The 24,374-nt window shown below is 68.0% G+C and carries 21 protein-coding genes and 1 pseudogene; 16 read left to right on the top strand and 6 right to left on the bottom strand.

The features are described from left to right. Positions 1-115 precede the first annotated feature (115 nt). Together grpE and hrcA are read right to left on the bottom strand one after the other, a co-directional pair. Positions 116-715: a nucleotide exchange factor GrpE gene (gene grpE, locus EPO51_RS23330; RefSeq protein WP_293355408.1), complete on the bottom strand. Its 600-nt coding sequence runs from the start codon at positions 713-715 to the stop codon at positions 116-118. 16 nt (positions 716-731) lie between these two features. Further along, complete coding sequence (gene hrcA / locus EPO51_RS23325; RefSeq protein WP_293355494.1) at positions 732-1,757, bottom strand: heat-inducible transcriptional repressor HrcA; 1,026 nt, start codon at positions 1,755-1,757, stop codon at positions 732-734. Between the two features lie 132 nt (positions 1,758-1,889). Here hrcA and rph point away from each other — a divergent pair, with 132 nt between their 5' ends. Next, the gene (rph, locus tag EPO51_RS23320) at positions 1,890-2,606 is read left to right on the top strand and encodes a ribonuclease PH (protein WP_293355405.1); all 717 of its coding nucleotides are present in this window, start codon (positions 1,890-1,892) and stop codon (positions 2,604-2,606) included. 310 nt (positions 2,607-2,916) lie between these two features. Here the strand turns inward: rph and EPO51_RS23315 are convergent, their stop codons facing one another. Both EPO51_RS23315 and EPO51_RS23310 read right to left on the bottom strand, forming a co-directional pair. Then, positions 2,917-3,159 carry a helix-turn-helix domain-containing protein gene (locus EPO51_RS23315; protein WP_293355402.1) on the bottom strand — a complete coding sequence of 81 codons (243 nt, stop codon included), beginning with the start codon at positions 3,157-3,159 and terminating at the stop codon, positions 2,917-2,919. 8 nt (positions 3,160-3,167) lie between these two features. After that, positions 3,168-3,725, bottom strand: coding sequence for a DUF2975 domain-containing protein (locus EPO51_RS23310; protein WP_293355399.1), 558 nt, complete (start codon positions 3,723-3,725; stop codon positions 3,168-3,170). Between the two features lie 401 nt (positions 3,726-4,126). On the opposite strand from EPO51_RS23310, the gene rdgB reads away from it, so the two are divergent. The 10 genes and pseudogenes from rdgB to EPO51_RS23260 all read left to right on the top strand — a co-directional run bounded on the left by rdgB (position 4,127) and on the right by EPO51_RS23260 (position 15,278). Beyond that, a complete protein-coding gene (gene rdgB, locus EPO51_RS23305) occupies positions 4,127-4,726 on the top strand; it encodes an RdgB/HAM1 family non-canonical purine NTP pyrophosphatase (protein ID WP_293355396.1) in 600 nt (199 codons plus the stop codon). Beyond that, positions 4,723-5,877 (top strand): radical SAM family heme chaperone HemW, encoded by a 1,155-nt coding sequence (gene hemW, locus EPO51_RS23300; RefSeq protein ID WP_293355393.1) that lies wholly within the window; start codon positions 4,723-4,725, stop codon positions 5,875-5,877. The genes rdgB and hemW overlap by 4 nt, the downstream gene beginning before the upstream one ends. Before the next feature lie 115 nt (positions 5,878-5,992). Further along, complete coding sequence (rsmI, locus tag EPO51_RS23295) at positions 5,993-6,874, top strand: 16S rRNA (cytidine(1402)-2'-O)-methyltransferase (protein ID WP_293355390.1); 882 nt, start codon at positions 5,993-5,995, stop codon at positions 6,872-6,874. After that, positions 6,871-7,242, top strand: a complete 372-nt coding sequence (locus tag EPO51_RS23290) for a YraN family protein (protein ID WP_293355387.1) — start codon at positions 6,871-6,873, stop codon at positions 7,240-7,242. The genes rsmI and EPO51_RS23290 overlap by 4 nt, the downstream gene beginning before the upstream one ends. 7 nt (positions 7,243-7,249) lie before the next feature. After that, a complete protein-coding gene (locus EPO51_RS23285; protein WP_293355384.1) occupies positions 7,250-8,065 on the top strand; it encodes a transglutaminase family protein in 816 nt (271 codons plus the stop codon). Between the two features lie 90 nt (positions 8,066-8,155). Beyond that, positions 8,156-9,592: an MBOAT family O-acyltransferase gene (locus tag EPO51_RS23280; protein WP_293355381.1), complete on the top strand. Its 1,437-nt coding sequence runs from the start codon at positions 8,156-8,158 to the stop codon at positions 9,590-9,592. Then, the gene (locus EPO51_RS23275; protein WP_293355378.1) at positions 9,592-11,238 is read left to right on the top strand and encodes an alginate O-acetyltransferase AlgX-related protein; all 1,647 of its coding nucleotides are present in this window, start codon (positions 9,592-9,594) and stop codon (positions 11,236-11,238) included. The genes EPO51_RS23280 and EPO51_RS23275 overlap by 1 nt, the downstream gene beginning before the upstream one ends. A 63-nt stretch (positions 11,239-11,301) precedes the next feature. Further along, entirely contained in the window at positions 11,302-12,249 is a 948-nt protein-coding gene (gene gshB, locus EPO51_RS23270; RefSeq protein ID WP_293355375.1) for a glutathione synthase, read from the top strand. A 135-nt stretch (positions 12,250-12,384) separates the two neighbouring features. Beyond that, positions 12,385-13,227, top strand: a pseudogene (locus tag EPO51_RS23265) (ATP-binding protein); the annotation flags it as partial. A 266-nt stretch (positions 13,228-13,493) separates the two neighbouring features. Then, complete coding sequence (locus EPO51_RS23260; protein WP_293355372.1) at positions 13,494-15,278, top strand: hypothetical protein; 1,785 nt, start codon at positions 13,494-13,496, stop codon at positions 15,276-15,278. A gap of 667 nt (positions 15,279-15,945) precedes the next feature. Here the strand turns inward: EPO51_RS23260 and EPO51_RS23255 are convergent. Together EPO51_RS23255 and EPO51_RS23250 are read right to left on the bottom strand one after the other, a co-directional pair. Continuing rightward, positions 15,946-16,377 carry a TetR family transcriptional regulator C-terminal domain-containing protein gene (locus EPO51_RS23255; RefSeq protein ID WP_293355369.1) on the bottom strand — a complete coding sequence of 144 codons (432 nt, stop codon included), beginning with the start codon at positions 16,375-16,377 and terminating at the stop codon, positions 15,946-15,948. A 27-nt stretch (positions 16,378-16,404) separates the two neighbouring features. Beyond that, positions 16,405-16,671: a TetR/AcrR family transcriptional regulator gene (locus EPO51_RS23250; protein WP_293355365.1), complete on the bottom strand. Its 267-nt coding sequence runs from the start codon at positions 16,669-16,671 to the stop codon at positions 16,405-16,407. A gap of 278 nt (positions 16,672-16,949) precedes the next feature. Here EPO51_RS23250 and EPO51_RS23245 point away from each other — a divergent pair, with 278 nt between their 5' ends. The 5 genes from EPO51_RS23245 (at position 16,950) to EPO51_RS23225 (ending at position 24,244) form a co-directional block, all read left to right on the top strand. Continuing rightward, positions 16,950-18,086 (top strand): serine hydrolase domain-containing protein, encoded by a 1,137-nt coding sequence (locus EPO51_RS23245; RefSeq protein WP_293355362.1) that lies wholly within the window; start codon positions 16,950-16,952, stop codon positions 18,084-18,086. Positions 18,087-18,187: 101 nt separating this feature from the next. After that, positions 18,188-19,198, top strand: a complete 1,011-nt coding sequence (locus EPO51_RS23240) for a LysR substrate-binding domain-containing protein (RefSeq protein WP_293355359.1) — start codon at positions 18,188-18,190, stop codon at positions 19,196-19,198. A gap of 201 nt (positions 19,199-19,399) precedes the next feature. Next, positions 19,400-20,866: an amidase gene (locus EPO51_RS23235; protein WP_293355356.1), complete on the top strand. Its 1,467-nt coding sequence runs from the start codon at positions 19,400-19,402 to the stop codon at positions 20,864-20,866. 191 nt (positions 20,867-21,057) lie between these two features. Continuing rightward, positions 21,058-22,779, top strand: a complete 1,722-nt coding sequence (locus EPO51_RS23230; protein ID WP_293355353.1) for an amidohydrolase — start codon at positions 21,058-21,060, stop codon at positions 22,777-22,779. 61 nt (positions 22,780-22,840) lie between these two features. Continuing rightward, positions 22,841-24,244, top strand: coding sequence for an amino acid permease (locus tag EPO51_RS23225; RefSeq protein ID WP_293355350.1), 1,404 nt, complete (start codon positions 22,841-22,843; stop codon positions 24,242-24,244). Positions 24,245-24,374: the final 130 nt, after the last annotated feature.

The following is a 24,374-nucleotide window of genomic DNA, read 5'->3' as shown; positions in this document are numbered from 1 at the left end:
GGACTTGCGACATTAGCGAAATCGTAAGGCTGCGAAAGAGCGCCGCGGCGTCACCCACAGCAAAACGCCCCGCGGAGGCCGCGGGGCGTCTCACAAACGCATGTCCGACCGCCGATCAGGCGCGCGTGTCGACCGATCCGCCGCCGGAGTCGCCACCGCCGTCTCCGTCGGCGTAAGGGTTGGCCGCCGGAGCCGCGGCGGCGGTCTTCGCGGCCACAACCACCATGGCGGGGCGCACCAGCCGGCCCAGCAGCTCGTAGCCGGGCTGCATCACCTGGACGACGCCGCCGGGCGTCACGTCGGTGTCGGCCTGTTCCATCATCGCCTGGTGCTTGTGCGGGTCGAACTTCTCGCCCTTGGCGGGTTCGATGCGCTTAAGGCCATTGCGGTCGAAGGCGCCTTGCAGCTCCTTGGCGGTCATCTCGACGCCGACGATGAAATTCTTCATCGGGCCTTCGACTTCGGTGGGCGCTGCGGCCAGCGCGCGATCGAAGATGTCGGCGGCGCCCAGGAGGTCGCGGGCGAATTTGGTGATGGCGTAGGCCCGCGCGTCGTTCATCTCGCGCTCGGCGCGGCGCTTGGTGTTCTCCGCTTCGGCGGCGTAGCGGAGCACCTGCTCCTTGAGGCCTTGAATCTCGGCCAGCAGGGCGTCGATGTTGGCGTTGCCTTCGTCGCCATCCGCGTCGAAGTCGGCGGGCGTGTTGTCTTCGGACATCTCTTCTCTAGGACCTTTAAGCGTTCATCACCTGACCAAGCACGCGGGCAGTATAGTCCACCAACGGAATGATCCGGGCATAGTTCAGTCGGGCGGGCCCGATCACGCCGATCGCACCCACCACCTTCTGCGAGCCCGTCATATAGGGCGCCGCGATCACAGCGGAACCCGAAAGCGAGAAGAGTCGCGTCTCGGCGCCGATGAAGATCCGCACGCCCTGGCCGTCGCGGACCCCGTCCAGCAGGGTGATGAGCTGTTCCTTCTGCTCCAGGTCCTCGAACAGGGAGCGTACGCGTTCCAGGTCCTGGGTGGCCTGGGTGTCCTCCAGCAGGTTCGCCCGGCCCCGCACGATCAGGGCGCGCTCTTCCGCCTCGCCGCCGCCCCAGGCGGCCAGGCCGTCCTCCACCAGGCGCGCCGCCGTGACGTCGAGGTCGCGCCGCGCGAGGTCCAGTTCGGCGCGCAGGTCGCTCTTGGTCTCGCCCAGGGTGCGGCCGCGCATGCGCGCGTTGAGGAAGTTGGACGCCTCCTGCAGCGCCGAGGGCGTCACCCCCATCGGCAGCCGGATGAGCCGATTCTCCACGACCCCGTCGTCGAACACCATGATGGCCAGGGTTCGGTCGCCCGACAGCGGCACGAATTCCACGTGGCTGACCCCCGCGTCGCGGATCGGCGTCACCACCACGCCCGCGCCGCCGGCCAGGCCGGACAGGATCTTGGAGGCCTCGTTCAGCGCGTCCTCGTAGTTGCGGCCATGGGCCAGCAGCCGCGATTCGATCGCGCGCCGCTCCTCGTCGCCGACGTCGCCCACCTCCATCAGGCCGTCGACGAAGAGCCGCAGGCCCGCATGCGTCGGCAGGCGGCCGGCGCTGACGTGCGGCGCGCCCAGCAGGCCGAGCTGGGTCAGGTCCTGCATGGTGTTGCGGATCGAGGCGGGCGACAGCGACAGGCCGCCCTTGGAAAGGGTGCGCGAGCCCACCGGCTCGCCGGTCTCCAGATAGCTTTCGACGATGCGGCGGAAGATTTCCCGCGCCCGGGAGTCCATGTCGGTGAGCGTCGGCCCACGGGAGAAGAGGGGTGGCGTCACGGCGTGCGGCAGGGGGCCATGGACGGGATCATCGCTATCTAGGATAAGCCCGGGCTCCCGCGGCGCAAGCTGCCCTTCCGAGTTCTCGACATGCGCCCCTCCGAACGCACCCCCGACCTGCTGCGCCCGATCACCCTGGAGACCGGAGTCACGCGCTACGCCGAGGGCTCGTGCCTGATCACCGCCGGCCACACCAAGGTGCTGGTGACAGCAAGCCTGGAGGAGGGGGTTCCCGGTTTCCTGCGCGGCAAGGGCCAGGGCTGGGTGACCGCCGAGTACGGCATGCTGCCCCGCGCCACCCACACCCGGGGCCGGCGCGAGGCCGCGGCCGGCAAGCAGTCGGGCCGCACCCAGGAGATCCAGCGCCTGATCGGCCGCTCCCTGCGCGCCGTCACCGACATGAAGGCCCTGGGCGAGCGCCAGATCACCGTCGACTGCGACGTGATCCAGGCCGACGGCGGCACCCGCACGGCCTCGATCACCGGCGCCTGGGTCGCCCTTCGCCTGGCCACGAAGTACCTGCTGGACGAGGGCCTGATCACCACCGACCCGATCCTGGACCAGGTGGCGGCGGTGAGCTGCGGGATTTTCAACGGCACGCCGGTGCTGGACCTCGACTACGAGGAGGATTCCAACGCCGAGGCGGACTCCAACTTCGTGCTCACCGGGACCGGCGACATCGTCGAGGTCCAGGCGACCGGCGAAAAGCGCGGCTTCAGCCAGGCGGAGTTCGACGCCCTCTTCTCGCTCGCCCGCAAGGGCATCGGCGAACTGTGCGCGATCCAGCGGGCGGCGACGGGCGGCTAAGCCGCCGACCCTGACGATTGCCATCCCGGTTTCGCATCGCGAAGACCGGGATGGCGCTCTACTTCAGATCAGAAGAAGACGTTGAAGCGCAGGGCCGAGGGCGGCAGGCGCTCAAGCTCGCGCGCCAGCGGGGCGAACATCGCGTCGAGGAACTTTTCGATCAGGGCGGACATCTGCGTCACTCCATTGTGCAGTGCAGCGTAGCTCTGCATATGGGCGTTGCTCTCGGCGCAATCAAGGATTTCTACGCCTGGTGAAATAATCTGCGCTGCAATGCCGCACGATCTGCACGGCCGCACGACGAAGGCTCCTATCCGTCCTCGTCCTCCTCGAGGAAGCCGTCGTCTGGGCCCGCCTCGTAGACCAGCAGGTCGCCCGGCTGGCAGTCGAGTTCTCGGCAGAGCGCGGCGAGGGTCGAAAACCGCACGGCGCGCGCCTTGCCGGTCTTCAGGATCGACAGGTTGGCGATGGTCACGCCCACGCGGTCGGCCAGCTCGGTGAGCGACATGCGCCGCTCCAGGAGGACGCGGTCGAGGCTTACGCGGATCGGCATCGGCGGCCCTAGATGGTCAGTTCGGCTTCGCGACGCAGGCGCGCGCCCTCGCGGAACACCTCCGCGAGCACGAAGACCACGAGGACGGAGAACCAGGCGGTGAGGCTCATGCTGGGCTCGATCCGGCCCACGCCGGGGAGGAGCCACGCGCTCACCGCCCAGAAGGCGTAGCGTCCCAGCTCGAGGCCAGCCAGCATCAGGCCGATCAGGCGCAGCCGCGCCACATTGTCGGGATGGAAGGGGTCGCCGGCGGTGAGCGTCGTGAAGATCCGGCGCAGCGAACCCACGATCACCAGGATGCCGGCTAGGTAGAGGGCGGCGGCCAGCAGGCCGCTGGTGATGGAGGAGCCGTTGGACGCCAGCTCGCCCAGCGCGGTGTCCCGCGCGACGGCCCCGGCGTCGGTGGCCTTGGTGAGGTTGGCGAGGAGGTCGGGATTGAAGCTCAGCAGCAGCGCCGCGAGCGTGATCAGGGAGAGGGCGACGACGCCGATCCAGAGGGCTGCGAAGACGACATCCAGGATGATCTTCAGAAAGCTCGATACCGAGCCCGGTCCCAAGGCGCGCATGCCTGACTGCTCCCCCGTCTGCTCGTCTGGATCCGCCGCGGCGTCGGCTACTCGCCGAGGGCCGGGGCGGATCGGACGAACCTCATGACTCAGGTTGAGTCTTAGAGGAAGGCGGCGCGGGCGGCGATGCTCAGGATCGGCATGGCGGCCAGGACGACGACGAAGAGCATCGCGGCGCGATCGAGGTGGTTCATGGCTTGGGCGAACATTTCGTATCTCCGGTCTGGTTATGCTGCAGTGCAGCGGTGGGTGGGTCAGAACCTCATGTCCTGATGTGATTATCGATACGCCCACATCGATTTTCGATCACGTGAATATCGAGTAACGATATTAAACTTTTGCAATGCAACAGGACCGCCGGGCGCTATGTTCCGCCGGCTGCGGAGCATGGAGTCGACCTGATGGCCTTGAAGCTGGAGCCCGGGACCCGCCTCGTCGTCGCCACCCACAACCCCGGCAAGGCCCGCGAGCTGGCCGAGATCCTGGACGGCCGGTTCGAGCTGGTGGCCGCCGGCGAGCTGGGCCTGGCCGAGCCGGACGAGACCGAGACCACCTTCGCGGGTAATGCGCTGTTGAAGGCCCGCGCTGCTGCGGACGCCTCGGGCATGATCGCCCTGGCCGACGACTCCGGCCTGTCCGTCAAGGCGCTGGACGGCGCGCCGGGCATCTTCTCCGCCCGCTGGGCCGGGCCGGACAAGGATTTCGCCATGGCGATGCGGAAGGTCGAGGAGCGGCTGGATGAAGTCGGCGCCGACGATCTCGCCGCCTGGTTCACCTCGGCGCTCGCGGTCGCCTGGCCGCACGGGCCGGCGGTCGTCGTCGAGGGGCGCGTGGACGGGACGCTGACCTTCCCGCCCCGCGGCGACAAGGGTTTCGGCTACGACCCGATCTTCATGCCCGAGGGCCACGAGATCACCTTCGGCGAGATGGCGCCCCTGACCAAGGACGGGATGAGCCACCGGGCGCGGGCGTTCGTGAAGCTGAAAGCCGCCCTGCTTTGACCGACGCACCCCCATTGGGCGTCTACGTCCACTGGCCCTACTGCGCGAAGATCTGCCCCTACTGCGACTTCAACGTCTTCAAGGCCAGGGGCCGCGACGCCGAGGCCGCCGGCCTGGCCCGCGCCATCGTCGCCGACCTGGAGGCGCAACGGGCGCTGACCGGGTCGCGCGACCTGGTCTCGGTGTTCTTCGGCGGCGGCACGCCCTCGCTGATGGAGCCGGAATGGGCGGCGCAGATCGTGGCGGCGGCGCGCAGGTTATGGACGCCGGCGCCCGACCTCGAAGTCAGCCTGGAGGCCAATCCCACCGACGCGGAGGCCGGCCGGTTCGCCGCCCTGGCCGACGCCGGGGTCACCCGCCTCTCCCTAGGGCTGCAGGCGCTGGACGACGCGGCGCTGAGATTCCTGGGCCGCAACCACGACGCCGCCGAGGGCCGGCGGGCGGCCGAGGCGGCGGGCCGGGCCTTCCCGCGCCTGTCGCTGGACCTGATCTACGCCCTGCCCGGCCAGGCGCCGGCCGCCTGGGCCAGGGAGCTCGAGGCCGCCATCGACCTCGGCGCGGAGCACGTCTCGCCCTACCAGCTCACCATCGAGGCGGGCACCGCTTTCGACCGCGCCGTCCGCCGGGGCGCCTTCAAGCCCCCCGGCGAGGACCTGGGCGCCGAGCTTTACGACACCACCCAGGCCACGCTGGAGGCCCAGGGCTTCGAGGCCTACGAGGTTTCCAACCACGCCCGCGGCGAGGCCGCCCGCTCGCGCCACAACCTGGTCTACTGGAAGGGCTGGGACTATGTCGGCGCGGGGCCGGGCGCGCATGGCCGCCTGACGCTCGACGGCGCCCGCGTGGCCACCAAGGCCGCCGATCGCCCGGCCGACTACGTCCGCCAGGTGGCCGAGGCCGGCGTGGGATTCTCGGAACGGGAGCGGCTCAGCCCCGTCGAGGCCGCCGAGGAGCGCCTGCTCAGCGGGCTGCGGATCGCCGAGGGGACGCCGTTCGAGGACGTGGCGGCGCTGGAGCTCCGGCCCGACCACCCGACGGTGCGCCGGATGATCGAGCTGGGCCTCGTGGCCGACGATCCGGAGCGCCTGCGGGCGACGCGCGAAGGCCGGCGGGTGCTGGACCGGCTGACGATGGAGCTGGCCACCGCCTAGGGCGCCGAAACGTGGATCTCCGCCAGCCTGCGCAACCTTAGCCGCTCGACCGCTGTTGCACTCGCTATGGTCGCTGCGCTTGCCTTTGCCCGCCGGAGCGGCGAACCCTCCCCCCATGGCCCGCCACCTGCCCATCCCCATACTCGACGACGCCCCGCTGGCGCCGGGGCTTTATGTGGTGGCGACGCCCATCGGCAATCTGCGCGACATCACCCTGCGTGCGCTGGACGTGCTGAACCAGGCCGACCTCATCCTGGCGGAGGACACCCGCGTGTCGGGCAAGCTGCTCGCCGCCTTCGGGATCAAGGGCAGGATGGAGCGGCACGACGAGCACGCCGCCGAACGGGTCCGGCCGAAGGTGCTGGCGGCCCTGGCGGCGGGCCAGCGGGTGGCGATCGTGTCCGACGCGGGCACGCCGCTGATCTCCGACCCCGGCTACCGGCTGGTGCGCGAGGCCGCCGAGGCCGGGCACAAGGTCTTCCCGATCCCCGGCGCCTCCGCCCTCCTGGCCGGGCTGTCCGCCGCCGGCCTGCCCACCGACCGCTTCCTGTTCGTGGGGTTTCCGCCGCCGAAGAGCGCGGCGCGGCGCACCTTCCTGGCCGAGTTCGCCGGCGTGCGCGCCACCCTGGTGTTTTTCGAGGGCGGCTCGCGGCTGGCCGACAGCCTGGCCGACATGGCCGCCGTGCTGGGCGATCGCGAGGCGGTGGTCTGCCGCGAGCTGACCAAGCTGTACGAAACCTTCTACCGGGGGCCGCTCGCGACCCTGGCCGCCGACCCCAGGCTGGACGCGCCCAAGGGCGAGATCGTGATCCTGGTGGCGCCTGGCCGCGAGACCGAGGCGACCGCCGCCGACGCCGACGCCGCGCTCACCGACGCGCTCAGCCGGCTGAAGCCCGCCGATGCGGCCGCCGAGGTGGCCAAGGCCCTGGGCCTGCCGCGCCGCGACCTCTACCGCCGGGCGATGGAGCTCAAGCAGGATGGGGAGCCGAGGCGGTGAGCGCACGGTCCGCCCGAGGCGCGGCGGCGCGGCTTTCCGGCCGGCGCGCCGAGGCCTGGGCCGCCGCCTGGCTGATGGCCAAGGGCTACCGCATCCTGGGCTTCCGGCTGAAGACGCCCCAGGCCGAGATCGACCTGCTGGCCAAGCGCGGCGAGGTGCTGGCGGTGATCGAGGTCAAGAGGCGGTCCAGCCTGGAGGCCGCCCTGGAAACCGTCACCTTCGACCAGCGCGACCGGCTGCGCCGGGCTGGCGCCGCGCTTGCAGCCAATCGGCCGGGCCTTTCGAGGTGCGTGGTCCGGCTCGATCTGCTGGCTCTCGCGCCCGGGCGGCTTCCTAGGCATATTCCGGACGCCTGGAAGGGCGGTTGAGGGACGGATGAACCGCGACGAGGCCGAAAGCATCCTGTCGGAGGCGGGGAGCCTCCCCGAAGGCGACTTCCCGTTGCTGGAGGCCGCGATCGCCTGCGCGATCCATGAGGATCCGGCGCGTGACCCGGGCTCGGCGCGCGAGATCGCCGCCATCGCGGTCGAGCGCCTCTCGGAGCGACTGAAGCGTGAAAGTCCCGAGGAGGCCATCGCCGAGACCATGGCCGGCGACCTGGGCCTGTCCGGCGACCTCTTCACCCTGGAAGACCCCGACAACGCCGACGTCATCTCCGTCGCGGGCCGGCGCAAGGGCCTGGCCGTCACCGTCGGCCTCTTCTACCTGCACGCGGCGCGCAAGTGCGGCCTGACTCTGCAGGGCGTCGACTTCCCCGGCCACTTCCTGCTGCGGATCGAGACCGACGAGGGGCCACTGGCCCTGGACCCGTTCTCCGAGGGCCGCGTCGTGCTGCCTTCCGAACTGACCCGGCGCGCGCTGCACGCCGGCCTGACCCCCAACGTCGCCGACCGGCTGGACCGGCTGATGGCGCCGGTGAGCGACCGGGCCGTCCTGCTGCGCCTGCAGAACATCGTCTACGCCAACGCCACCGCCTACGGCGACTTCGCCCGCGCCGAGCGCGCCGCCATGCGCCGCGCCCTGCTGGACCCCACCGACCACCGGCCCTGGCTGGACGTCGCCGCCGCCCGCGAAGGCCAGGGCGCCCTGGCCGGCGCGCTGGAGGCCCTGCAGCGCGCCACCGCTCTCGACGGGGGCGCGGCCCTGGCCGCCCGGGCGCAGCGCGAGCGGGTGAGATTGCGCCTGAACTGACGACGAGCCGGACACGCGCGGGTTGCGCACCCGCGCCTTCGCCGCTCAGATGGCGGCGCGAATCAGGGGCGGAGCGCGCGGCGGCGGAAGATGGTCTTCAGTTCGATCATCTTCATCTTCTACTTCCTGCCGGTCTTCCTGCTCGGCTACTACCTGTCCGGCTGGCGAACGGCCGCGCTGCTGGCGGGCAGCGCGGCCTTCTACGTCTGGGGCGAAGGCCCCTACATCTTCCTCCTGGCGGCCCTGATCCTGGCCAACTACGCGGGATCCCGCGTGCTGGCCGCCGCCGGGGGCCAGGGGCGACGGCGGGCCATCCTGACCGGCCTGATCGTCCTCGACCTGGGGGTGCTGGGCGTCTTCAAGTACGCGGGCTTCCTCGCGCACAACCTGAACCTCCTCATACCCGGCGCGCCGCTTCCCGAGCTAAACCTGACCCTGCCGCTGGGCATCTCGTTCTTCACCTTCCAGCTGATCAGCTACGTGGCCGACGTCTACTGGCGGCGCGTGGAGGTCGAGCCCAGCCTGACCCGGTTCGCCGCCTACATCCTGATGTTCCCGCACCTGATCGCGGGGCCGATCGTGCGCTTCGCCAACATCGCCGAGGAGCTGCACGCCGACCGCCGCAAGACCGGCCGCATCGGCCTGGGTGTCCAGTATTTCATCGTCGGCCTATGCCAGAAGGTGCTGGTCGCCAACAGCGTGGCCCCGCTGGCCGACCACGCGTTCGGCCTGGGCGGGGCGCTGGATCCGGCCACCGCCTGGCTGGGCGCCCTGGCCTACGCCCTGCAGATCTATTTCGACTTCTGCGGCTATTCGAATATGGCGATCGGCCTGGCCTTCATGCTGGGCTTCACCTTCCCGAAGAACTTCGACCACCCTTACGCCAGCCGCTCGATTACCGAGTTCTGGCGGCGCTGGCACATCTCGCTGTCGTCGTGGTTCCGCGACTACGTCTACATCCCGCTGGGCGGCAATCGGGCCGGCGCGGCCAAGACGGTGCGCAACCTGTTGGTGGTCTTCCTGCTCACCGGCGTCTGGCACGGGGCGGCGTGGACCTTCGTCGTCTGGGGCCTCTATCACGGCGCCTTCCTGCTGATCGAACGCTTCGGCCTGTCGCGGCTGCTGGCGGCGGCCCCTCGGTTCGTCGGTCACGCCTACGCCCTGCTGGTCGTGCTGGTCGGCTGGGTGCTGTTCCGGGCCGAAACCCTGCCACAGGCGCTGGACTACCTGGCGGTCATGGCGAACCCCGCCGCGATCGTCGCGCCGCCGGTCGGCACGACGATCCTGTTGAACGCCGAGACCCTGGCCGCCATCGCCGCGGGCCTGGTCTTCGCGGTTCCCACCCTACCGTGGCTGCTGGACCGTCTCGGCGCCCCGAAGCTGGATCCCGCGCATACGCTGGAGCTCCGGCTGGACACCCAGGGCGTCCACGTCCTGGCCACCCCGGCGCTGATCGCCGGCCTGGTGCTGAGCGTCGCCATCCTGGCGGGCTCGACCCTCAACCCCTTCCTGTACTTCCGGTTCTGATGGCGGACATCCGGCGCGGACATTGGGGACGGCTGATCGGCGCCGCGGTCGCGGTGATCGCCGGCGCCTTCGTGGCGCCGCGGATCATGGGGCGGCCCGACATCCAGGAGAACCGGGTCCTGGCCGCGCCGCCGGAACCACCCCGCAGCGCCGCCGACCTGACGGCCTTTCGCAAGGCGACCGACGCCTGGGTGGCCGACCACTTTCCGCCGCGCATCCAGCTCATCGGCGCCCTGAACGCGCTTCGCATGCAGTTTGGGGTCAGCGGCTCGAGCCGGGTGATCGTGGGGCGCGACGGATGGCTGTTCCACGACGACTCCACCCATCTGGGCGCCGGGCGCGGGGATCCGCCGCTGGCGGACGCCGCCGCCCAGGCCTGGCTGGAGGGTCTTGCCGGCCGGACGGAAGCCCTGCGGGCGGAAGGGCGCGCCTACGTCGTGCTGGCGCCTCCCCTGAAGGAGACCGTCTATCCCGAATTCGCGCCCGGCTGGTTTCACCTGGACCCGAACCGCACCGCGGTCCGGCTGAGCCGTCTCGCGCGGCTGTCGGGCGCCGGGGACGTGGTCTATCCGTACGCCGAGATCGCGCGGCAGGCCCGCTGGGGGCTCAAGACCTACAGCCGGCACGACACCCACTGGACCGACCTGGGCGCCTATCACGGCTACGCGGCCTTCATGCGAAACCTCCAGGCCCGCGGGCTGGCCGAGGGGCCGCGCGGCCTAGAGGACTTCTCGCCTCTCACGGCGCCCGGCGAAGGCGGATCGCCCCGGGACCTGGCGCGGATGCTGGGGGTCGCGAGCTTCGTGAAGGTCGACTATCCGATGGTCGAGGAGACCGTGCCTCCACAGAATCTGAGGATCACCTATCTCAGCCCGAAGCTCGACTGGACCGGCCCGCGGCTGATCGAGACGGGACAGGTCGGCAAGCCCACCCTGCTGATGACGGTGGATTCCTTTTCGAACGCGCTGCTGCCGTTCCTCTACGCGCACTTCAGCCGCATCGTCACGGCGCACAACCAGGATGGCGTGTGGCGCCCCGACCTCATCGCGCGCTTCCAACCCGACATCGTGGCCCTCGAGGTCGTCGAGGGCAGCCTGCCGATCGTCATGGCTGGCGGCCCGCCGGCGCCGCCCGAGGCGCAGGCTCGCATCCGGCAGAACATCGCCAACCGGAAGAGTTACCTCATCTATCCGTCCACCGGTCCGCGCCCGCGCAAGGGCAAGCTGATCGAGGGCGGGCCGGGCGACGACCTCCTCGAAGGCACGCCCCGGTCCGACGTCATCCAGGGTCGGCCGGGCGACGACACGCTGAACGGCGGAGCCGGCAACGACACCCTGCCGGCGGGCCAGGGCCGCGACGTCGTCTATGGCGGCGATGGCGACGACTTCATCGCCGGAGGCCGGGACGACGATGTCCTCCACGGCGGCAAGGGCGGCGACACCTTCAGCTTCGCCGTCGGCTCGGGCGTGGACCAGATCATGGATTTCAACGCCGGCGAGGGCGACCGAATCCAGGTCACCCGGGGCACGGGCTACGCCGCCCGCCAGGTGGGCGCGGACACTGTGGTCGAGTTCCAGGGCGCGCGGCTGATCCTGCGGGGCGTGGCCATGGCCGATCTGCCGCGGGGTTGGATCGCGAACCGGTAGCCGGCTGGCGCTCCGCGCCCCGACCCCCTATGTCGGCTGAGCTTGATGCCGAGGAACGCCCGCATGTCCCTGAAGGTCGCCGTCCAGATGGATCCCATCGAGGGGATCAATATCGAGGCCGACACCACCTTCCTGATGATGGAGACCGCCCAGGCGCGGGGCCATTCCCTGTTCGTCTACCTGACCAACAGCCTCAGCCTGGAAGACGGCCGGGTCTTCGCGCGCGGCCGCGACGTCGCCGTCCAGCGGGTGAAGGGGGACCACGCCCAGCTGGGCGACCTCCGCAAGGTCGAGCTGTCGGACTTCGACGTCGTCCTGATGCGCCAGGACCCGCCGTTCGACATGCACTACATCGACGCCACCTTCTTCCTGGAGGCGATCCATCCGAAGACCCTGGTGGTGAACAACCCCGCCGAGGTGCGCAGCGCGCCCGAGAAGATCTTCGTCACCAAGTTCCCCCACCTGCAGCCGCCGACGCTGATCACCTGGGACCGCGAGGCGATCCGCGAGTTCCGGGCGAAGCATGGCGACGTGGTCCTGAAGCCCCTCAACGGCCGCGGCGGCTCGGGCGTGACCCGCCACCTCGTCGACGACCCCAACCTGGACGCCCTGCTGGAGATCCATGCCGAGCTTGGCCGCGAGCCGGTGATCGTCCAGAAGTTCCTGCCGTCGGTGACCAAGGGCGACAAGCGCATCCTGATCGTCGACGGCGAGCCGGTCGGCGCGATCAACCGGGTGCCCGCCAAGGGCCAGATCCGCTCGAACATGGCCGTGGGCGGCCTGCCCGAGCCCGTGGAGCTGTCGGCGCGCGACCGCGAGATCTGCGCGGCGATCGGCCCCGAACTGAAGGCCCGCGGCCTGATCTTCGTGGGCATCGACGTCATCGGAGAGTCGCTCACCGAGATCAATGTGACCTCGCCGACCGGCGCGGTGGCGCTCAAGCGCTTCACCGGAATCGACGCCACGGACGTGATGTGGCAGCGGATTGAAGGGCTTCGGGCCGGGGCCTAGAATGTTGTCGAAAAGACGTCCGGAAGTTACGGAACTGTCTTACTTTCCCCCTAAGTTCGGTTTTTGTTCTTGATCTGAGCCGAGGTCCATGCTCGGTTGTGGATAACTTCGAACGAGCCACAAGGGGTTGAGGGGATGTCGGCGCGTGTGGTGACCCTGGCCTTCCGGGGGGTGGAGGCCGTCCGCGTCGACGTCCAGGTCCAGTTCACCCGCGGCGAGCAGAAATTCTTCCTCGTCGGCATGGGCGACAAGGCGGTTTCCGAAAGCCGGGAGCGCGTGCGGGGCGCCTTCCAGGGGATGGGCCTGGCGCTGCCGTCGCGGCGGATCATCGCCAACCTGGCCCCCGCCGACCTGCCCAAGGAAGGCAGCCACTACGACCTGCCCATCGCGCTGGCGATCATGGCCGGGATGGGGATCATCCCGCCCGATGCGCTGGAGGGCTGGGCGGCCGTCGGCGAGCTGGCGTTGGACGGGCGGATCACCCCGGTGGCCGGGGCGCTTCCGGCCGCCGTCGCCGCGGGCGGGTTGGGGCTGGGCCTGATCTGCCCCGAGGCCTGCGGCCCGGAGGCGGCCTGGGCGGGGGAGACGCGGGTGCTGGCGGCGCCGTCGCTGATCGCCCTGGTGAACCACTTCCGCGGGACCCAGATCCTGTCGCAGCCCCAGGCCGGCGACATGCTGGACGGCGAGCGGGTCCCCGACCTGCGCGACGTGAAGGGCCAGGAGAACGCCAAGCGCGCCCTGGAGATCGCCGCGGCCGGCGGCCACAACCTCTGCTTCGTCGGCCCGCCCGGCTCGGGCAAGTCGATGATGGCGGCCCGCCTGCCCGGCCTGCTGCCGCCGCTGACGCCGGGCGAGCTGCTCGAGACCTCAATGATCCATTCGGTGGCCGGCCTGATCGCCAGGGGCCAGCTCAGCCGCGCACGCCCGTTCCGCACCCCGCACCACTCGGCCAGCATGGCGGCCCTCACGGGCGGCGGTGTGAAAACGCAACAGGCGATGCGCCGCGGAAACAGTCGATGAGCCTGAAGGGGACCTAAGCAGTACGACGAACCGCGTCTCTTTGAGACTCCAGGCGGTCTGCGCCAGAAAACGCCCTCGCAACTGGAAAGAAGTAGTCCGGTAGCTCTATCGAAACGATTACTTGGCAACGTGGAGTTGTGTCCCCATCGCCCTCCCAGCCGATTGTACCGCTCGCTGAGCATGCACTGAGTCTCCCGTGGCTGCCGGGGGATGATCGCTATGTGTTGATCAGCCACAGCCGGATACGAGCGAGCACGGCGCGCACCGACGGCTACGAGATCGAGTGCAGCCTAGGCGTTCTGGAAGGCGAAGGCGGCGGGAGCCGCGTTTCTGTGTGGGCTCCCATAGAGCAGCTGTCGATCCTGCGGCCGGGAACGATCTTCCAGAATCGAGTGATCTCCGGGACGGCAAAAGCGTTGGTCGAGCGGCAAGCAACGCGGCTTCAGGCCAATCAGCTATGCCAGCTTTCCGACAACGGGCTGAGCGCGTACGCCGCTATCGGACATCGTCCCCTCGGAAGCGCGGTCACGCCTCGGCCGATACAGGATTATCCGATCGCGACGGTATGTGAACATGCCGGAAGGCGCATCTACATCAGGGCAGGCGAATTGCTTCGCTTCTATTTCGGTCCGGTCAGTTGGTTGGCCGACGGCTTCATGTCGGCGGCCCATAGCCCTCCGGGAACGGGGCTCGTCGATCTCGATGCCTCGGGCATGGTCGAACCGGAGGTGATGCAGATCGCACCTGTCGCCGGTCTCACGGATAGATCGTCCGCCTTGCACCTCGCCATGTTGCTCAACTCACCCGACCTGATGACGATGTGGCAGGCCGCCGCCGCAGATATGCTTGGCTCTTTTGATGCAAGTGGAGAGGGCCCTCTACCGCCAGCCGTGCTCGCGGCCGGACAGCACTCCTACGCCTTGCTCGGCCACACGGTGCCGGTTGATCTTGATCACTACGGCGAGCGACAGGAACGCGCGTTCGTGGCCGCTGCAATCTTGAGCGACTTTCGACCCGCGCCGTTCAAACGCTTAATTGTCAAGCTTCCGCACGGGACAGATGAGTTGGACGTTGACGATCCGGATGCGGGCGAGCCTGAGACTTCCAGCCGCTATCGCACGATCATCTCACGGGATGCCGCGTTGGAGAGTCACCGCCGCCCCGGGCTTTCTGTCGGCGGGCTCTCACCGTTTCCTGAGTCACTGCGGAGGGCCTTCCCCCGACTAGGGCGGATCGAGATCAAGTACGAGATTGCTCGACGATATCGCCGCGGCGGCTCGCGTCAGACAAGCTGGAATGAACGCACGGTCGACAGTCTGTCAGCCCTGAGCCCCGGGAGCGACGCCAGCGTTGGGGGCGTGATCCTTCGACCAGGCCCCTCCTACCGCGCAGCACCGGCGGAGCCCGGTCCGCCACCTTCGGACAGATTACTGGAGCGACAGGCCGGAGAGGTCGGTCAATTTGCACCTTACGACCGTCAGGCGCTCAGCTATCCGCTCTCTGTGTTCGCGAGTGCGATCGGCAAGTTAGGGCGCCACCAAAGTGGAGGACTCGTGGGCCAAGATCCCCTTCGAGGCGCCGCGGGCAAAGTCATGTTGTTGCAGGCTCATCCAAGCTGGGGCAGCGCTTGGCGTGACCGCCAGTTTGCCGTCGGCCACATCCAGGTTTCTGGCAGAAGGGTCTACGCGTTCGAGGTGTCCCGCCGCCGCAAGACTGAACGGATCAGCCTTGGGTTGGTCGCTCGTCACGACGGCGGCCTTATGTCCGTGCGCGAGCTATCGGCGATTGCAGAGCACGCTATCTCCAAGCTGTCGTCGCGCCCCTCGACGCGAGAGGCTACATGGCGGGGGGTCTGGCCCGTCTCTTACAGCGACGTGAGGGCTCGCATCGTACCCCACACCGCGCGCCGCCGGCTCGCAGCCCTGCTGGCGGAAGATTTGGAGGCGCTGGCGAGAACACTCTTCGATCCGCCGGTTGCGCTGCCCGAGACCATACAGGCGATAGGCTGATGCTCAGCGACGTCGTCGCTGACGCCTATAAGAAGATGCGTGAGATGTGAGCGGCACCAGATCGACGACGTTAAGCTGCTCGAGCGGTTCGCTGAGTGACGCGCGGGTCTCCACAGGGACGCTTCTCCACCGTTACCGTTGCTTAGCGCCCGCGTCCGATGCGCTTTGGGCTGTACTCTTGACCGCTTCTTCGGCGACTTTCCGTTGCGCGTCGCCGGCCGCGCCATCTGGAGCAGCGTAACATCGCTGCAGAGCGTCGACGCCCTAGCCCCCCCACCGCGCCAGCGACGCCACGTCGCCAGGATGCTAAAGGGCCCATATGGCCGAGCACCCGGACGATTTCAGTGAGACGCCTTGGTGGCGCCTCGCCATGTACCCGCTAGGCGGCGCGATAGCAGTTCTAGCCATCATCGGAGCCTGGGTCGCGCTCACCTAGTTGAAAACCCGCCAGGCTGCGACGCCAACCGGAACCTCATGCACGGCACGCTCTCGCAAATTCGCTCGGCCCGTCTCGCTTGACGAAACGACGAGGTGGACGCGCTCACATCCTGCTGAGCCCCTGATGTCCGAGGCCGGGACGCAGCGCGTGGCTTCAAATGGGTTGGGAGCCCGGGCCCTCCGGCGGTTTCAGCGAGAGCTTCAGCTCCGCGCCTCTTTCCCGATGCTTCTACCCCACAGGCTCGCGCAGGAGGAACTCAGCCGGCCCGGAGATTTCGGGAGGTGCGTTCGCCCAAGGCTCGCGCAGCGCATGAAGACGTTCCGGTGTCATGGTCTCGACCATCCCGACCAGTGTCTCGAGCGCGATGGACGCCAGGTCAGCCATTCGTCCAGCATGGGGCTTCCCGTGCCCCGCGAAGATCGTGGACCCCTCCACGAAGCTCGAGATGAAGACTGCGACAGTCTCGGCGTCAGCCTCATCCAGCGTCGGGTTCAAGCGTCGGATGCGCGCGATGACCGGAAGATGCAGGCGGCGGTAAAAGTTGTGCAGCAGCGACGAAATCTCTTCGTCGTGGTTAGCGAGCGACCAGAGCTCGGGAAACAGATGCGTCGTCTGGAAGCTCTGCACGTCGCGCAGGACGTTGAACAGGCCGGCCTTCAAAGCGGTGCGGTCGTCCAGCTTGAACTCCTAAGCCCCTTGCCTCGCCCGATCCGCATAGGCTTCCAGAACCGCTTCCAACAGTTCTTTGAGCAGAGCGGCCTTGTTCGGGAAATGGTAGGTCAGGTTGCCGATCGCGACGCCGCAGTCGCCAGCCACCCGGCGAATGCTCAAAGCCGAATAGCCATCGGTCATGAGTATCTTGAGCGTAGACCTCAGGATCTGCTCGACCGTATCCGCGGTCCTCGGGTAGGCACCGGCTCGAATCTTGATCTTCAAGGATGCGGGTTCGTTCATCGCTCCTCCGGCGCTATGCGGCTGCGAGGCCTCGTCCGCCCCCCCCCCAGCGTACCCGCTGAGCTGCGATAAGTAGGCTCCTCGGGCGGCGGAGCACAGAATCTCTCGCGAGCCTCGAAACATTGCCGTCGATCCTTCGTGAGGGCGCTGGTCCAGAACAAGCCGTCCGGACCTTGGTCTTGTATCACGAACGGCGCCGTGTTTAGGTCGATCGTACTAAATTGGCTTGGGGGTACGATCTTATGGGTAAGCTAAGGCCCGCGGCCCTGGCCCTGACCTTGCTGCTGGGGGCCTGCGCCTCGAGCGCGTCGCTGTCGGCGGAATCGAGACCGAATCTTCTGACCTTGTCCCCCGAGCAGCAGAGGATCCTCTACGGGTCGATGGAGACCGCCTATCCGGTCGAGACGATCCGGAAGGGAACCTATGTGCGTCCGCTGCCGCTCGCAGTTCGACAGATTTCCCCCCGTTGGACCTTCGATGGCCGCGAGCAGGGCGTCGAGGATTACATGGCCGAAAACCGGCTGTCCGGCGTCCTCGTGTTGAAGGACGGCAAAATCCTGCTGGAGCGCTATGGGCTCGGACGTAAGCCGGAAGACCGCTGGACATCCTTCTCGGTTGCAAAGTCGGTCACCTCGACCCTCGTGGGGGCGGCGATCCAGGACGGTAAGATCAAGAGCCTCGACGATGTGGTCACGAACTACATCCCGGCGCTCAAGGGATCGGCATACGAAGGGGTCACGATCCGGCAACTCCTGACGATGAGTTCCGGCGTCCGGTGGAACGAAGATTACACCGATCCCAACTCGGATGTGGCGAGGGCCGGAACGGCCTTTCGTGAGCCCGGTCAGAACCCGATCGTGAGCTACATGAGCCGCCTGCCGCGCGCGAACACTCCCGGCGCTAAGTTCACCTACAACACCGGTGAAACCGACCTTGTTGGCGTGTTGGTGTCTACAGCAGTGGGCAAGTCGCTTGCCGAATATGCTTCAGAGAAGATCTGGGGCCCCTTCGGGATGGAACGGGACGGAATCTGGCTGACAGACACCAGCGGTCATGAGCGTGGCGGCTGCTGCATGTCGATGACCCTGCGAGATTACGCAAGGTTCGGCCTCTTTGTGCTCGAGGACGGGGTCGCAAGGGGACAGCGGATCCTGCCGGAAGGCTGGGTCAAACAGGCGACGACGCCGCAGATCAAGAATGGGGCGCCCCCGCCCGGCTATGGCTACTTCTGGTGGATGCGCGACGACGGCGGATACGAAGCCGTGGGCATCTTCGGCCAGTCGATCACGACCTTCCCCGAAGATGGTCTGATCATTGTGACGAACGCGGCCTGGCCGACGGCTGGCGGTGCGAATCTCTACCGAGCGAGGGACGCGTTCGTGCGGGCGGCGCACGCCGCCGCGAAAGGTATGTAGCGCGCCATGAGCCCAATCCGTCCCGCCAAGGCCCCGATCCGCCGCCGCGGCGGGTCGTCTGTGGCAGGGCTTGCTATTCTTTCCAGATGAAGGGCCCTGCGATGCGTGACGCCGACAAACGCCCTGGCGCGCTGACGCTGGTCGGCGCACGTCGCGAGACACCGCTCGATGATCGCCGGGCCGTGCCTCCCTTTGCAGCGCTGCGGGCGTTCGAAGCGGTGGGACGACTGCGCGGGATACGCGGGGCTGCCCAGGCGCTGAGCATAGACCATACAGTGGTGAGCCGGCATGTCAGGAGTCTCGAATCTTGGCTGGGGGTCCCGCTGCTCGACCGACTTCGAGGCGGCAGCCAACTCACCGACGACGGACGCGTTTATCACGCCCGAATCTCGAGAGCGATCAATGAGATCGCGGAATCGACGGCCGAGCTCATCCGCCGGGGCAACGACAACCTGCTCAGCATTTCCTGCGTGCCGGGGTTCGCATCCGAGTGGCTGGCGGGTCGGCTGATCACCTTTCAGGATCAGCATCCCGATATAGAACTTGAGCTGCAGCCCACAGACCAGCAGCCCAACTTCACCGCGCGCGGCACCGACGTGGACATCCGGTTCGTCCCCGATCCCGCGCCCGCGCCGGACCCGTTCCTAAAGACCTTCGAGATCGCGCGCCCTCCGGTCCTGGCCCTCGCCAGCCCGTCCCTGGCCGACACTCTGGAATCGATCGCCGCCCCTGAGGACTTCCTGAAGGCGCCTTTGCTCCACGAGGAGAGCGCCGATCAGTGGATCGCGTGGCTCGGGCGCCAGGGAGTCGACGTCCCGTCCGGGCTTCCCGGCCCAAGGCTATGGCATGCGCACATCGCCCTTGAAGCGGCGCGCAGCGGTCGAGGGGTGGTGTTGGCCAACCCGTTCCTGCTGAGGGACGACCTTCAGGCTGGACGGCTCGTGGTGGTGGGCCCCCAGAGCAGCCGCGAGACGATCCTCGGAGCTTACGTCCTCACGTGTCGCGCGGACCGCGGCAACGCCCCCCTCGTCGCGAGCTTCAGGCGCTGGCTGCAATGCGCGATCGAATGCCATAGTCAGGCGCAGTCGCCAGGTGTCCGCGCGGCGTCATAGTGGAAGCCACGGCACAGGTTTGGCGGTGGCGACCATGAGGCGGACGGGCGGCGAAGCCCCCGTGCGGTGCTCATTTCACACCGGCGGGAGCACCCTTGGATGCATTACCAGCCGGTAGGGTGACGCGAGCCGCGCCGCAGCGCCTGGCGCGTCGCGACCAGCGGAACGGCCTTACAGAGGCCGGCGCAGAACGGAGGGGACATGACGAAGACATCAATCTGGCAGTGGACGGCGGTGGAAACCGCGCGCGCGGTCCGGGAGGGTCAAGTCAGTGCGGTCGAGGTCGTGCAGGCGCACTTGGCCCGGATGTCTATCGCCAACCCGCCCCTGAACGCTGTGGTCGTGCCGCTTGCGGCCGACGCTCTTAGTGCGGCCAAGGCTGCGGACGCGCACCAGGCGAGCGGAGCCGAACTGGGGCCGCTGCACGGCGTGCCGATCACCATCAAGATCAATGTGGACGTGGCCGGCCAGGCGAATTCGAACGGCGTCGTCGCCTTCAAAGACAATATTGCGCAGGAGGACGCGCCGGTCGTCGCGAACCTCAGACGCGCGGGCGCCATTCTACTTGGACTGACCAATACACCCGAGTTCTCGCTTCGCGCCTTCACCGACAATCCGCTGCACGGCATGACCTTCAACCCCTGGGACGCCGGCATCACCTGCGGGGGCTCCTCGGGCGGCGCGGCCGCGGCCGTCGCAGCGGGCATCGGGGCGATCGCCCATGGCAACGATATCGGCGGGTCGCTTCGCTGGCCGGCTCATTGCAACGGCGTCGTGACGATCAAGCCGACCCAGGGACGGATCGCTGCCTACAACCCGACCGCCATGGAAGAGCGGGCCCTCGTGTCCCAGCTGATGTCGGCCCAGGGGCCCCTGACGCGTACGGTTGAGGATGCGCGCGTCGCGCTCGAAGTGATGTCGGCGCAGGACCGTCGAGATCCGTGGTACGCGCCTGCGCCACTGGACGGGGATTCCGTCCCTCGGCGCGCGGCCATCGCCAGGATCCCGGACGACATGGATTGCGACCCCGCAGTGGTTGCGCTCTATCGCCAGGCCGGCGAGCACCTGGCGGCGGCTGGCTACGAACTCGAAGAGGTCGAGGTTCCTGAGCTTTCGGCCGTGTGGGGGCTCTGGCGGGACCTCCTGTTCGCGGAGTTCGCCGTGATGCAGGCGCCGCTGATGCGGAAAGTCGGGAGCGACGCTTTCAAGCGCCTGATCGAAGCCTCGCTTGCGTCATCGACGGTGACGGACCTCGAGGGTTACATGCGCGGGATCGCCCGTCGCACAGGCTTTATCCGAACCTGGATGGAATTCCTCGAACGGCACCCGGTGCTGTTGACGCCGGTCTCCGTGCAGCGGACCCCTGGGCCAAACGCGGATGTCGACGGCAGCGCCCGAAACCTGTTCTGGAAAGGCTTGCGCTTCGTCGGCCCCGTGAACCTACTCGGCCTGCCGGCTGCGGTCGTTCCCGTCGGATTGGTGGATGGCGCCCCGATCGGCGTTCAGCTCATCGCCACGCGGTTCCGGGAAGACCTCTGCCTCCAGGCGGCGGCTGCGATCGAAAGCCGGGCCGGCCCTGTTGTGCCGAGACTGTGGGCGAGGGAGGAGCGGTCGGCGGACGGCGTTCAATGCCGGACACATGGCGGAGAGCATACCGGTCGAGAATGAGATGCGCGACCCGACACGCACGCGAGCGTTAACGGCCAGAGCTCATCGAGGCCTCTTCGGCTAGGTGCAGGCGGCGCACCATCCCCGTCCAAAATCGCAACTTCCTCATCTCCGGAGCGAGGGCAAAGCTTCGGGTCCTGGAACGGTGACGGGCGCGCAACGGCGTGCGCTCACAATCGCGGGAGGGGCGCATGAGGCTGACCGGACGTGGAGGTCTGCTGATCTCGATCGCGGCGTTGCTGGCGGCGAGCGCGGGCGGCGCACAGAGTGCAGAGCCCGCCGACATTCTTCTCTACAACGGGAAGGTCCTCACCGTAGATCGGGAGTTCTCGATCCGCAAAGCCGTCGCCGTGCGGGATGGCCGCATCGTGGAGCTGGGAGGAGACGAACTCGCGGCGAAATACGACGCGAAGTCGAAGATCGATCTCGGCGGGCGCACGCTGATGCCCGGCTTCATCGATACGCACCTGCACATCTATAGTCTCGCGCGGCGGCAAGTGGTCATCGAGCCTGCGCGCTCGATCAAGGAGGTCCAGGAGATTGTCCGGGCTAAGGCCGCTGAGCTTGGGCCAGGCGAATGGATCACCGGCTATGGCTGGGACGAGGCGCTGTTCGCGGAACGCCGCAACCTCAATCGTGCAGATCTCGATGCCGCGGCGCCGAATAATCCGGTCGCCCTGACCCGGGCGGGCGGACATTCGGCCGTTGGAAACAGCCTTGCGCTGAAGATGGCGGGCATCGACCGCAAGACGCCTGATCCACCCACCGGGCTCATCGAGCATGACGCTGGCGGCGAACCGAACGGCGTCGTGCGCGAGCGGATCGACCTCTTCCTTCGGCACGTGCCGCCCGCCCCTTGGGAAGAGCTCAAGCCCGGCTACGTCGCGGCGATGAGACGGCTTCTCGAGCTGGGCATCACGAGCTTCCATTCGGCTTCGACGACCATTGACGACGAGCCCGTCGGGGCCGGCGGCTCCGGCAAGACGACGAGCGGCCTGACGCCGCGCCGGCTGGCGCTGCTGCACTCTGAAACAGGCCACGCCATCCCTCGCGTGACCACCTACATCGACTTCCCCGGCCCGGAACGCCTCAAGGCGTACGGGAAGAAGAGCGGCGAAGGCGACGAATGGGTGCGTCTCGGCGGCATCGGCGAGAACCCGGTCGACGGCGGCTTCACCGGGCCCACCGCTTGGACACTGGCCGACTACAAGAACCTCCCAGGATTCCGGGGCAAGGGCCGTTACACCGACGCCGAGCTGCAGACCCTAGTGGACGCCTCTGCGGCCAACGGGTGGCAGCTTGCCCTGCATGCCATCGGCGACGCTGCCATCGTGCAGACCGTCGACGCCTATGCGCGCGCTCTCGACCGCTATCCCCAGATCAAGGATAGCGACCACAGATGGTTCCTCGACCATTTCACCGTCATGCCGCCCGAGGCCACGATGGTGAAAATGGCGAAGTACCGGATCCTGATCTCGCAACAGCCGAACTTCGCCTACAACCTGGACGGACGGTACCGGGAGACGCTCGACGCCACCCGCTATCGTCACAACAACGCCGTGGCGACGCCTTGGAAGAAGTTTGGGCTGCACGTCGCCTTCGGTTCGGACAACCTGCCGATCGGGCCGATGGTGGGCCTCTATTCGGCGGTCACCCGCAAGAACCCGTCCGGCGAGGTCGTGGGGCCGGAGGAGCGGGTTTCCATCGAGGAAGCCATTCGCGGATACACTGAGAAGGCCGCTTACCTGTCCTGGGAGGAGCGGTCGAAGGGCACCCTCGAGGCGGGGAAGCTTGCAGACATGATCGTGCTGAGCGCGGATCCGCTCACCGTCGATCCCGAGGCCATCTTAGGCATCAAGGTGGACATGACCATCCTCGGCGGAAAGCTCGTCTACGAGCGCGGCCGTCCATGAGGGGACTTCGAGGCGGGCCTATCGGGATTCCGATGCAGATCAGATTTGGGGAAATTTCGTGGTGACGGAACCTGTCGGCCAGGTGCCTGCGCCGCAACTCGCGCGCACGTTGAAGCCCCGACACGTGACGATGATCTCGATCGGAGGGATCATCGGGGCTGGTCTGTTCGTCGGCAGCAGCGCGGCCATCGCCGCGGTCGGGCCCGCTGCGGTGGTCAGCTACGCACTCGCGGGCCTGCTCGTCCTTGTTGTGATGCGGATGCTGGGTGAGATGGCCGTCGCCCATCCGCACGTCGGGTCCTTTACGGAGTTCCCACGTCTGGCGCTGGGAAACTGGGCGGGCTTCATCGCAGGCTGGCTCTACTGGTACTTCTGGGTGGTGGTCGTGGCCATCGAGGCCATCGCCGGGGCCAACATTGTCGCCAGTTGGATTCCGCTGCCCGCATGGCAGATCGGATTGGCGCTCATGGTGGTGCTGACAGGCGCCAACCTCCTGTCCACGCGCTCCTATGGGGAGTTCGAGTTCTGGTTCTCCTCGATCAAGGTGGCGGCGATCATCGCCTTCATCGTTGTGGCCGCGGCCTATGCCTTCGGCCTGCCCCCAGGGACTGACGCCACCTGGGGCAATCTGGTCGACCATGGCGGCTTCGCGCCGCGCGGCTGGTGGGCGGTCGCCGCCGGCACGACGAGCGTGATCTTCGCGCTGGTGGGTGCCGAGATCGTCACCGTCGCAGCGGCCGAGGCGGAGGATTCGGCCGAGCTTGTCGCCAAGCTTACCACCACGCTCGTGGCGCGCATCGTCGTGTTCTATGTGGGCGCAGTGGGCCTGATCGTGGCGGTAATGCCCTGGGTCCAGGTCCAGCCCGGTCAGTCGCCCTTCACCGCCGCGCTGACGGTCATCGGCATTCCCGGCGCCGCCATCCTCATGCAAATGGTTGTCCTCGTCGCGGTGCTGTCGTGCCTGAATTCCGGCATATACGTGGCCTCCCGGGTGCTCTTCACCCTCGCGGGCCGCAACGACGCGCCGCAGTGGCTCGTCGGGCTCAGCAGCTGGGGCGTACCCGCGCGCGCCATCATCTTCTGCACCCTGTTCGGCTTCGTCGGCGTGGGCGTTTCAGCCGTCTCGCCGGGGGGGGTCTTCGCGTTCCTCGTGAACGCCTCGGGTGCCATCATTCTGTTCGTCTATCTGCTGATCGCTGGCTCACAGATGGTCCTGCGGCGGCGCGCTCAGGCGGAAGGGCGACCTCTGACCCTGAAGCTTTGGTTCTTCCCATGGACAGCCTATGCCGCCGTCGTCGCGATGATGGGCGTCCTGGCCGCGATGGCCTTCACGCCAGACCTCGCCAGTCAGCTGCACGCCAGCCTGCTCAGCCTTGCAGTGGTGCTCGCGGCCTACGGGTTGGTCGATCGACTCCGTCGGAAGGGTATCCGGGCGCAGACTGGCGCCGACTTGCGAGAGACATGACGCGCAGATCGTCGAGGGGCGCCGCCGCGCTGCGCGGCATCTCCTGACAAGGAGCCCAAGCCGCCCGCTCACCTCCCTGGCGTGGGCAGCATCCTGCCGCGGGCCCAGCCGGGCCCGCGGCTTTTTTCTC

It is taken from the genome of Phenylobacterium sp. (assembly GCF_004297125.1).
In the GTDB taxonomy this organism is placed as follows: Bacteria; Pseudomonadota; Alphaproteobacteria; order Caulobacterales; family Caulobacteraceae; genus Phenylobacterium.
The sequence above is the reverse complement of the archived record's forward strand: the minus strand, read 5'-3'. Positions and strand labels throughout refer to the sequence as shown.

What these genes read in the sequence shown, in the direction of transcription:
- EPO51_RS23310 (WP_293355399.1), bottom strand. Translation starts at nt 3,725, where the DNA reads ATGCGCGCCTTGGGACCGGGCTCGGTATCGAGCTTTCTGAAGATCATC.
- EPO51_RS23285 (WP_293355384.1), top strand. Translation starts at nt 7,250, where the DNA reads ATGAACCGCGACGAGGCCGAAAGCATCCTGTCGGAGGCGGGGAGCCTC.
- EPO51_RS23230 (WP_293355353.1), top strand. Translation starts at nt 21,058, where the DNA reads ATGAGGCTGACCGGACGTGGAGGTCTGCTGATCTCGATCGCGGCGTTG.
- EPO51_RS23240 (WP_293355359.1), top strand. Translation starts at nt 18,188, where the DNA reads ATGCGTGACGCCGACAAACGCCCTGGCGCGCTGACGCTGGTCGGCGCA.
- EPO51_RS23250 (WP_293355365.1), bottom strand. Translation starts at nt 16,671, where the DNA reads ATGAACGAACCCGCATCCTTGAAGATCAAGATTCGAGCCGGTGCCTAC.
- EPO51_RS23315 (WP_293355402.1), bottom strand. Translation starts at nt 3,159, where the DNA reads ATGCCGATCCGCGTAAGCCTCGACCGCGTCCTCCTGGAGCGGCGCATG.
- grpE (WP_293355408.1), bottom strand. Translation starts at nt 715, where the DNA reads ATGTCCGAAGACAACACGCCCGCCGACTTCGACGCGGATGGCGACGAA.
- hrcA (WP_293355494.1), bottom strand. Translation starts at nt 1,757, where the DNA reads ATGGACTCCCGGGCGCGGGAAATCTTCCGCCGCATCGTCGAAAGCTAT.
- rsmI (WP_293355390.1), top strand. Translation starts at nt 5,993, where the DNA reads ATGGCCCGCCACCTGCCCATCCCCATACTCGACGACGCCCCGCTGGCG.
- gshB (WP_293355375.1), top strand. Translation starts at nt 11,302, where the DNA reads ATGTCCCTGAAGGTCGCCGTCCAGATGGATCCCATCGAGGGGATCAAT.
- EPO51_RS23275 (WP_293355378.1), top strand. Translation starts at nt 9,592, where the DNA reads ATGGCGGACATCCGGCGCGGACATTGGGGACGGCTGATCGGCGCCGCG.
- EPO51_RS23280 (WP_293355381.1), top strand. Translation starts at nt 8,156, where the DNA reads ATGGTCTTCAGTTCGATCATCTTCATCTTCTACTTCCTGCCGGTCTTC.
- rdgB (WP_293355396.1), top strand. Translation starts at nt 4,127, where the DNA reads ATGGCCTTGAAGCTGGAGCCCGGGACCCGCCTCGTCGTCGCCACCCAC.
- rph (WP_293355405.1), top strand. Translation starts at nt 1,890, where the DNA reads ATGCGCCCCTCCGAACGCACCCCCGACCTGCTGCGCCCGATCACCCTG.
- EPO51_RS23235 (WP_293355356.1), top strand. Translation starts at nt 19,400, where the DNA reads ATGACGAAGACATCAATCTGGCAGTGGACGGCGGTGGAAACCGCGCGC.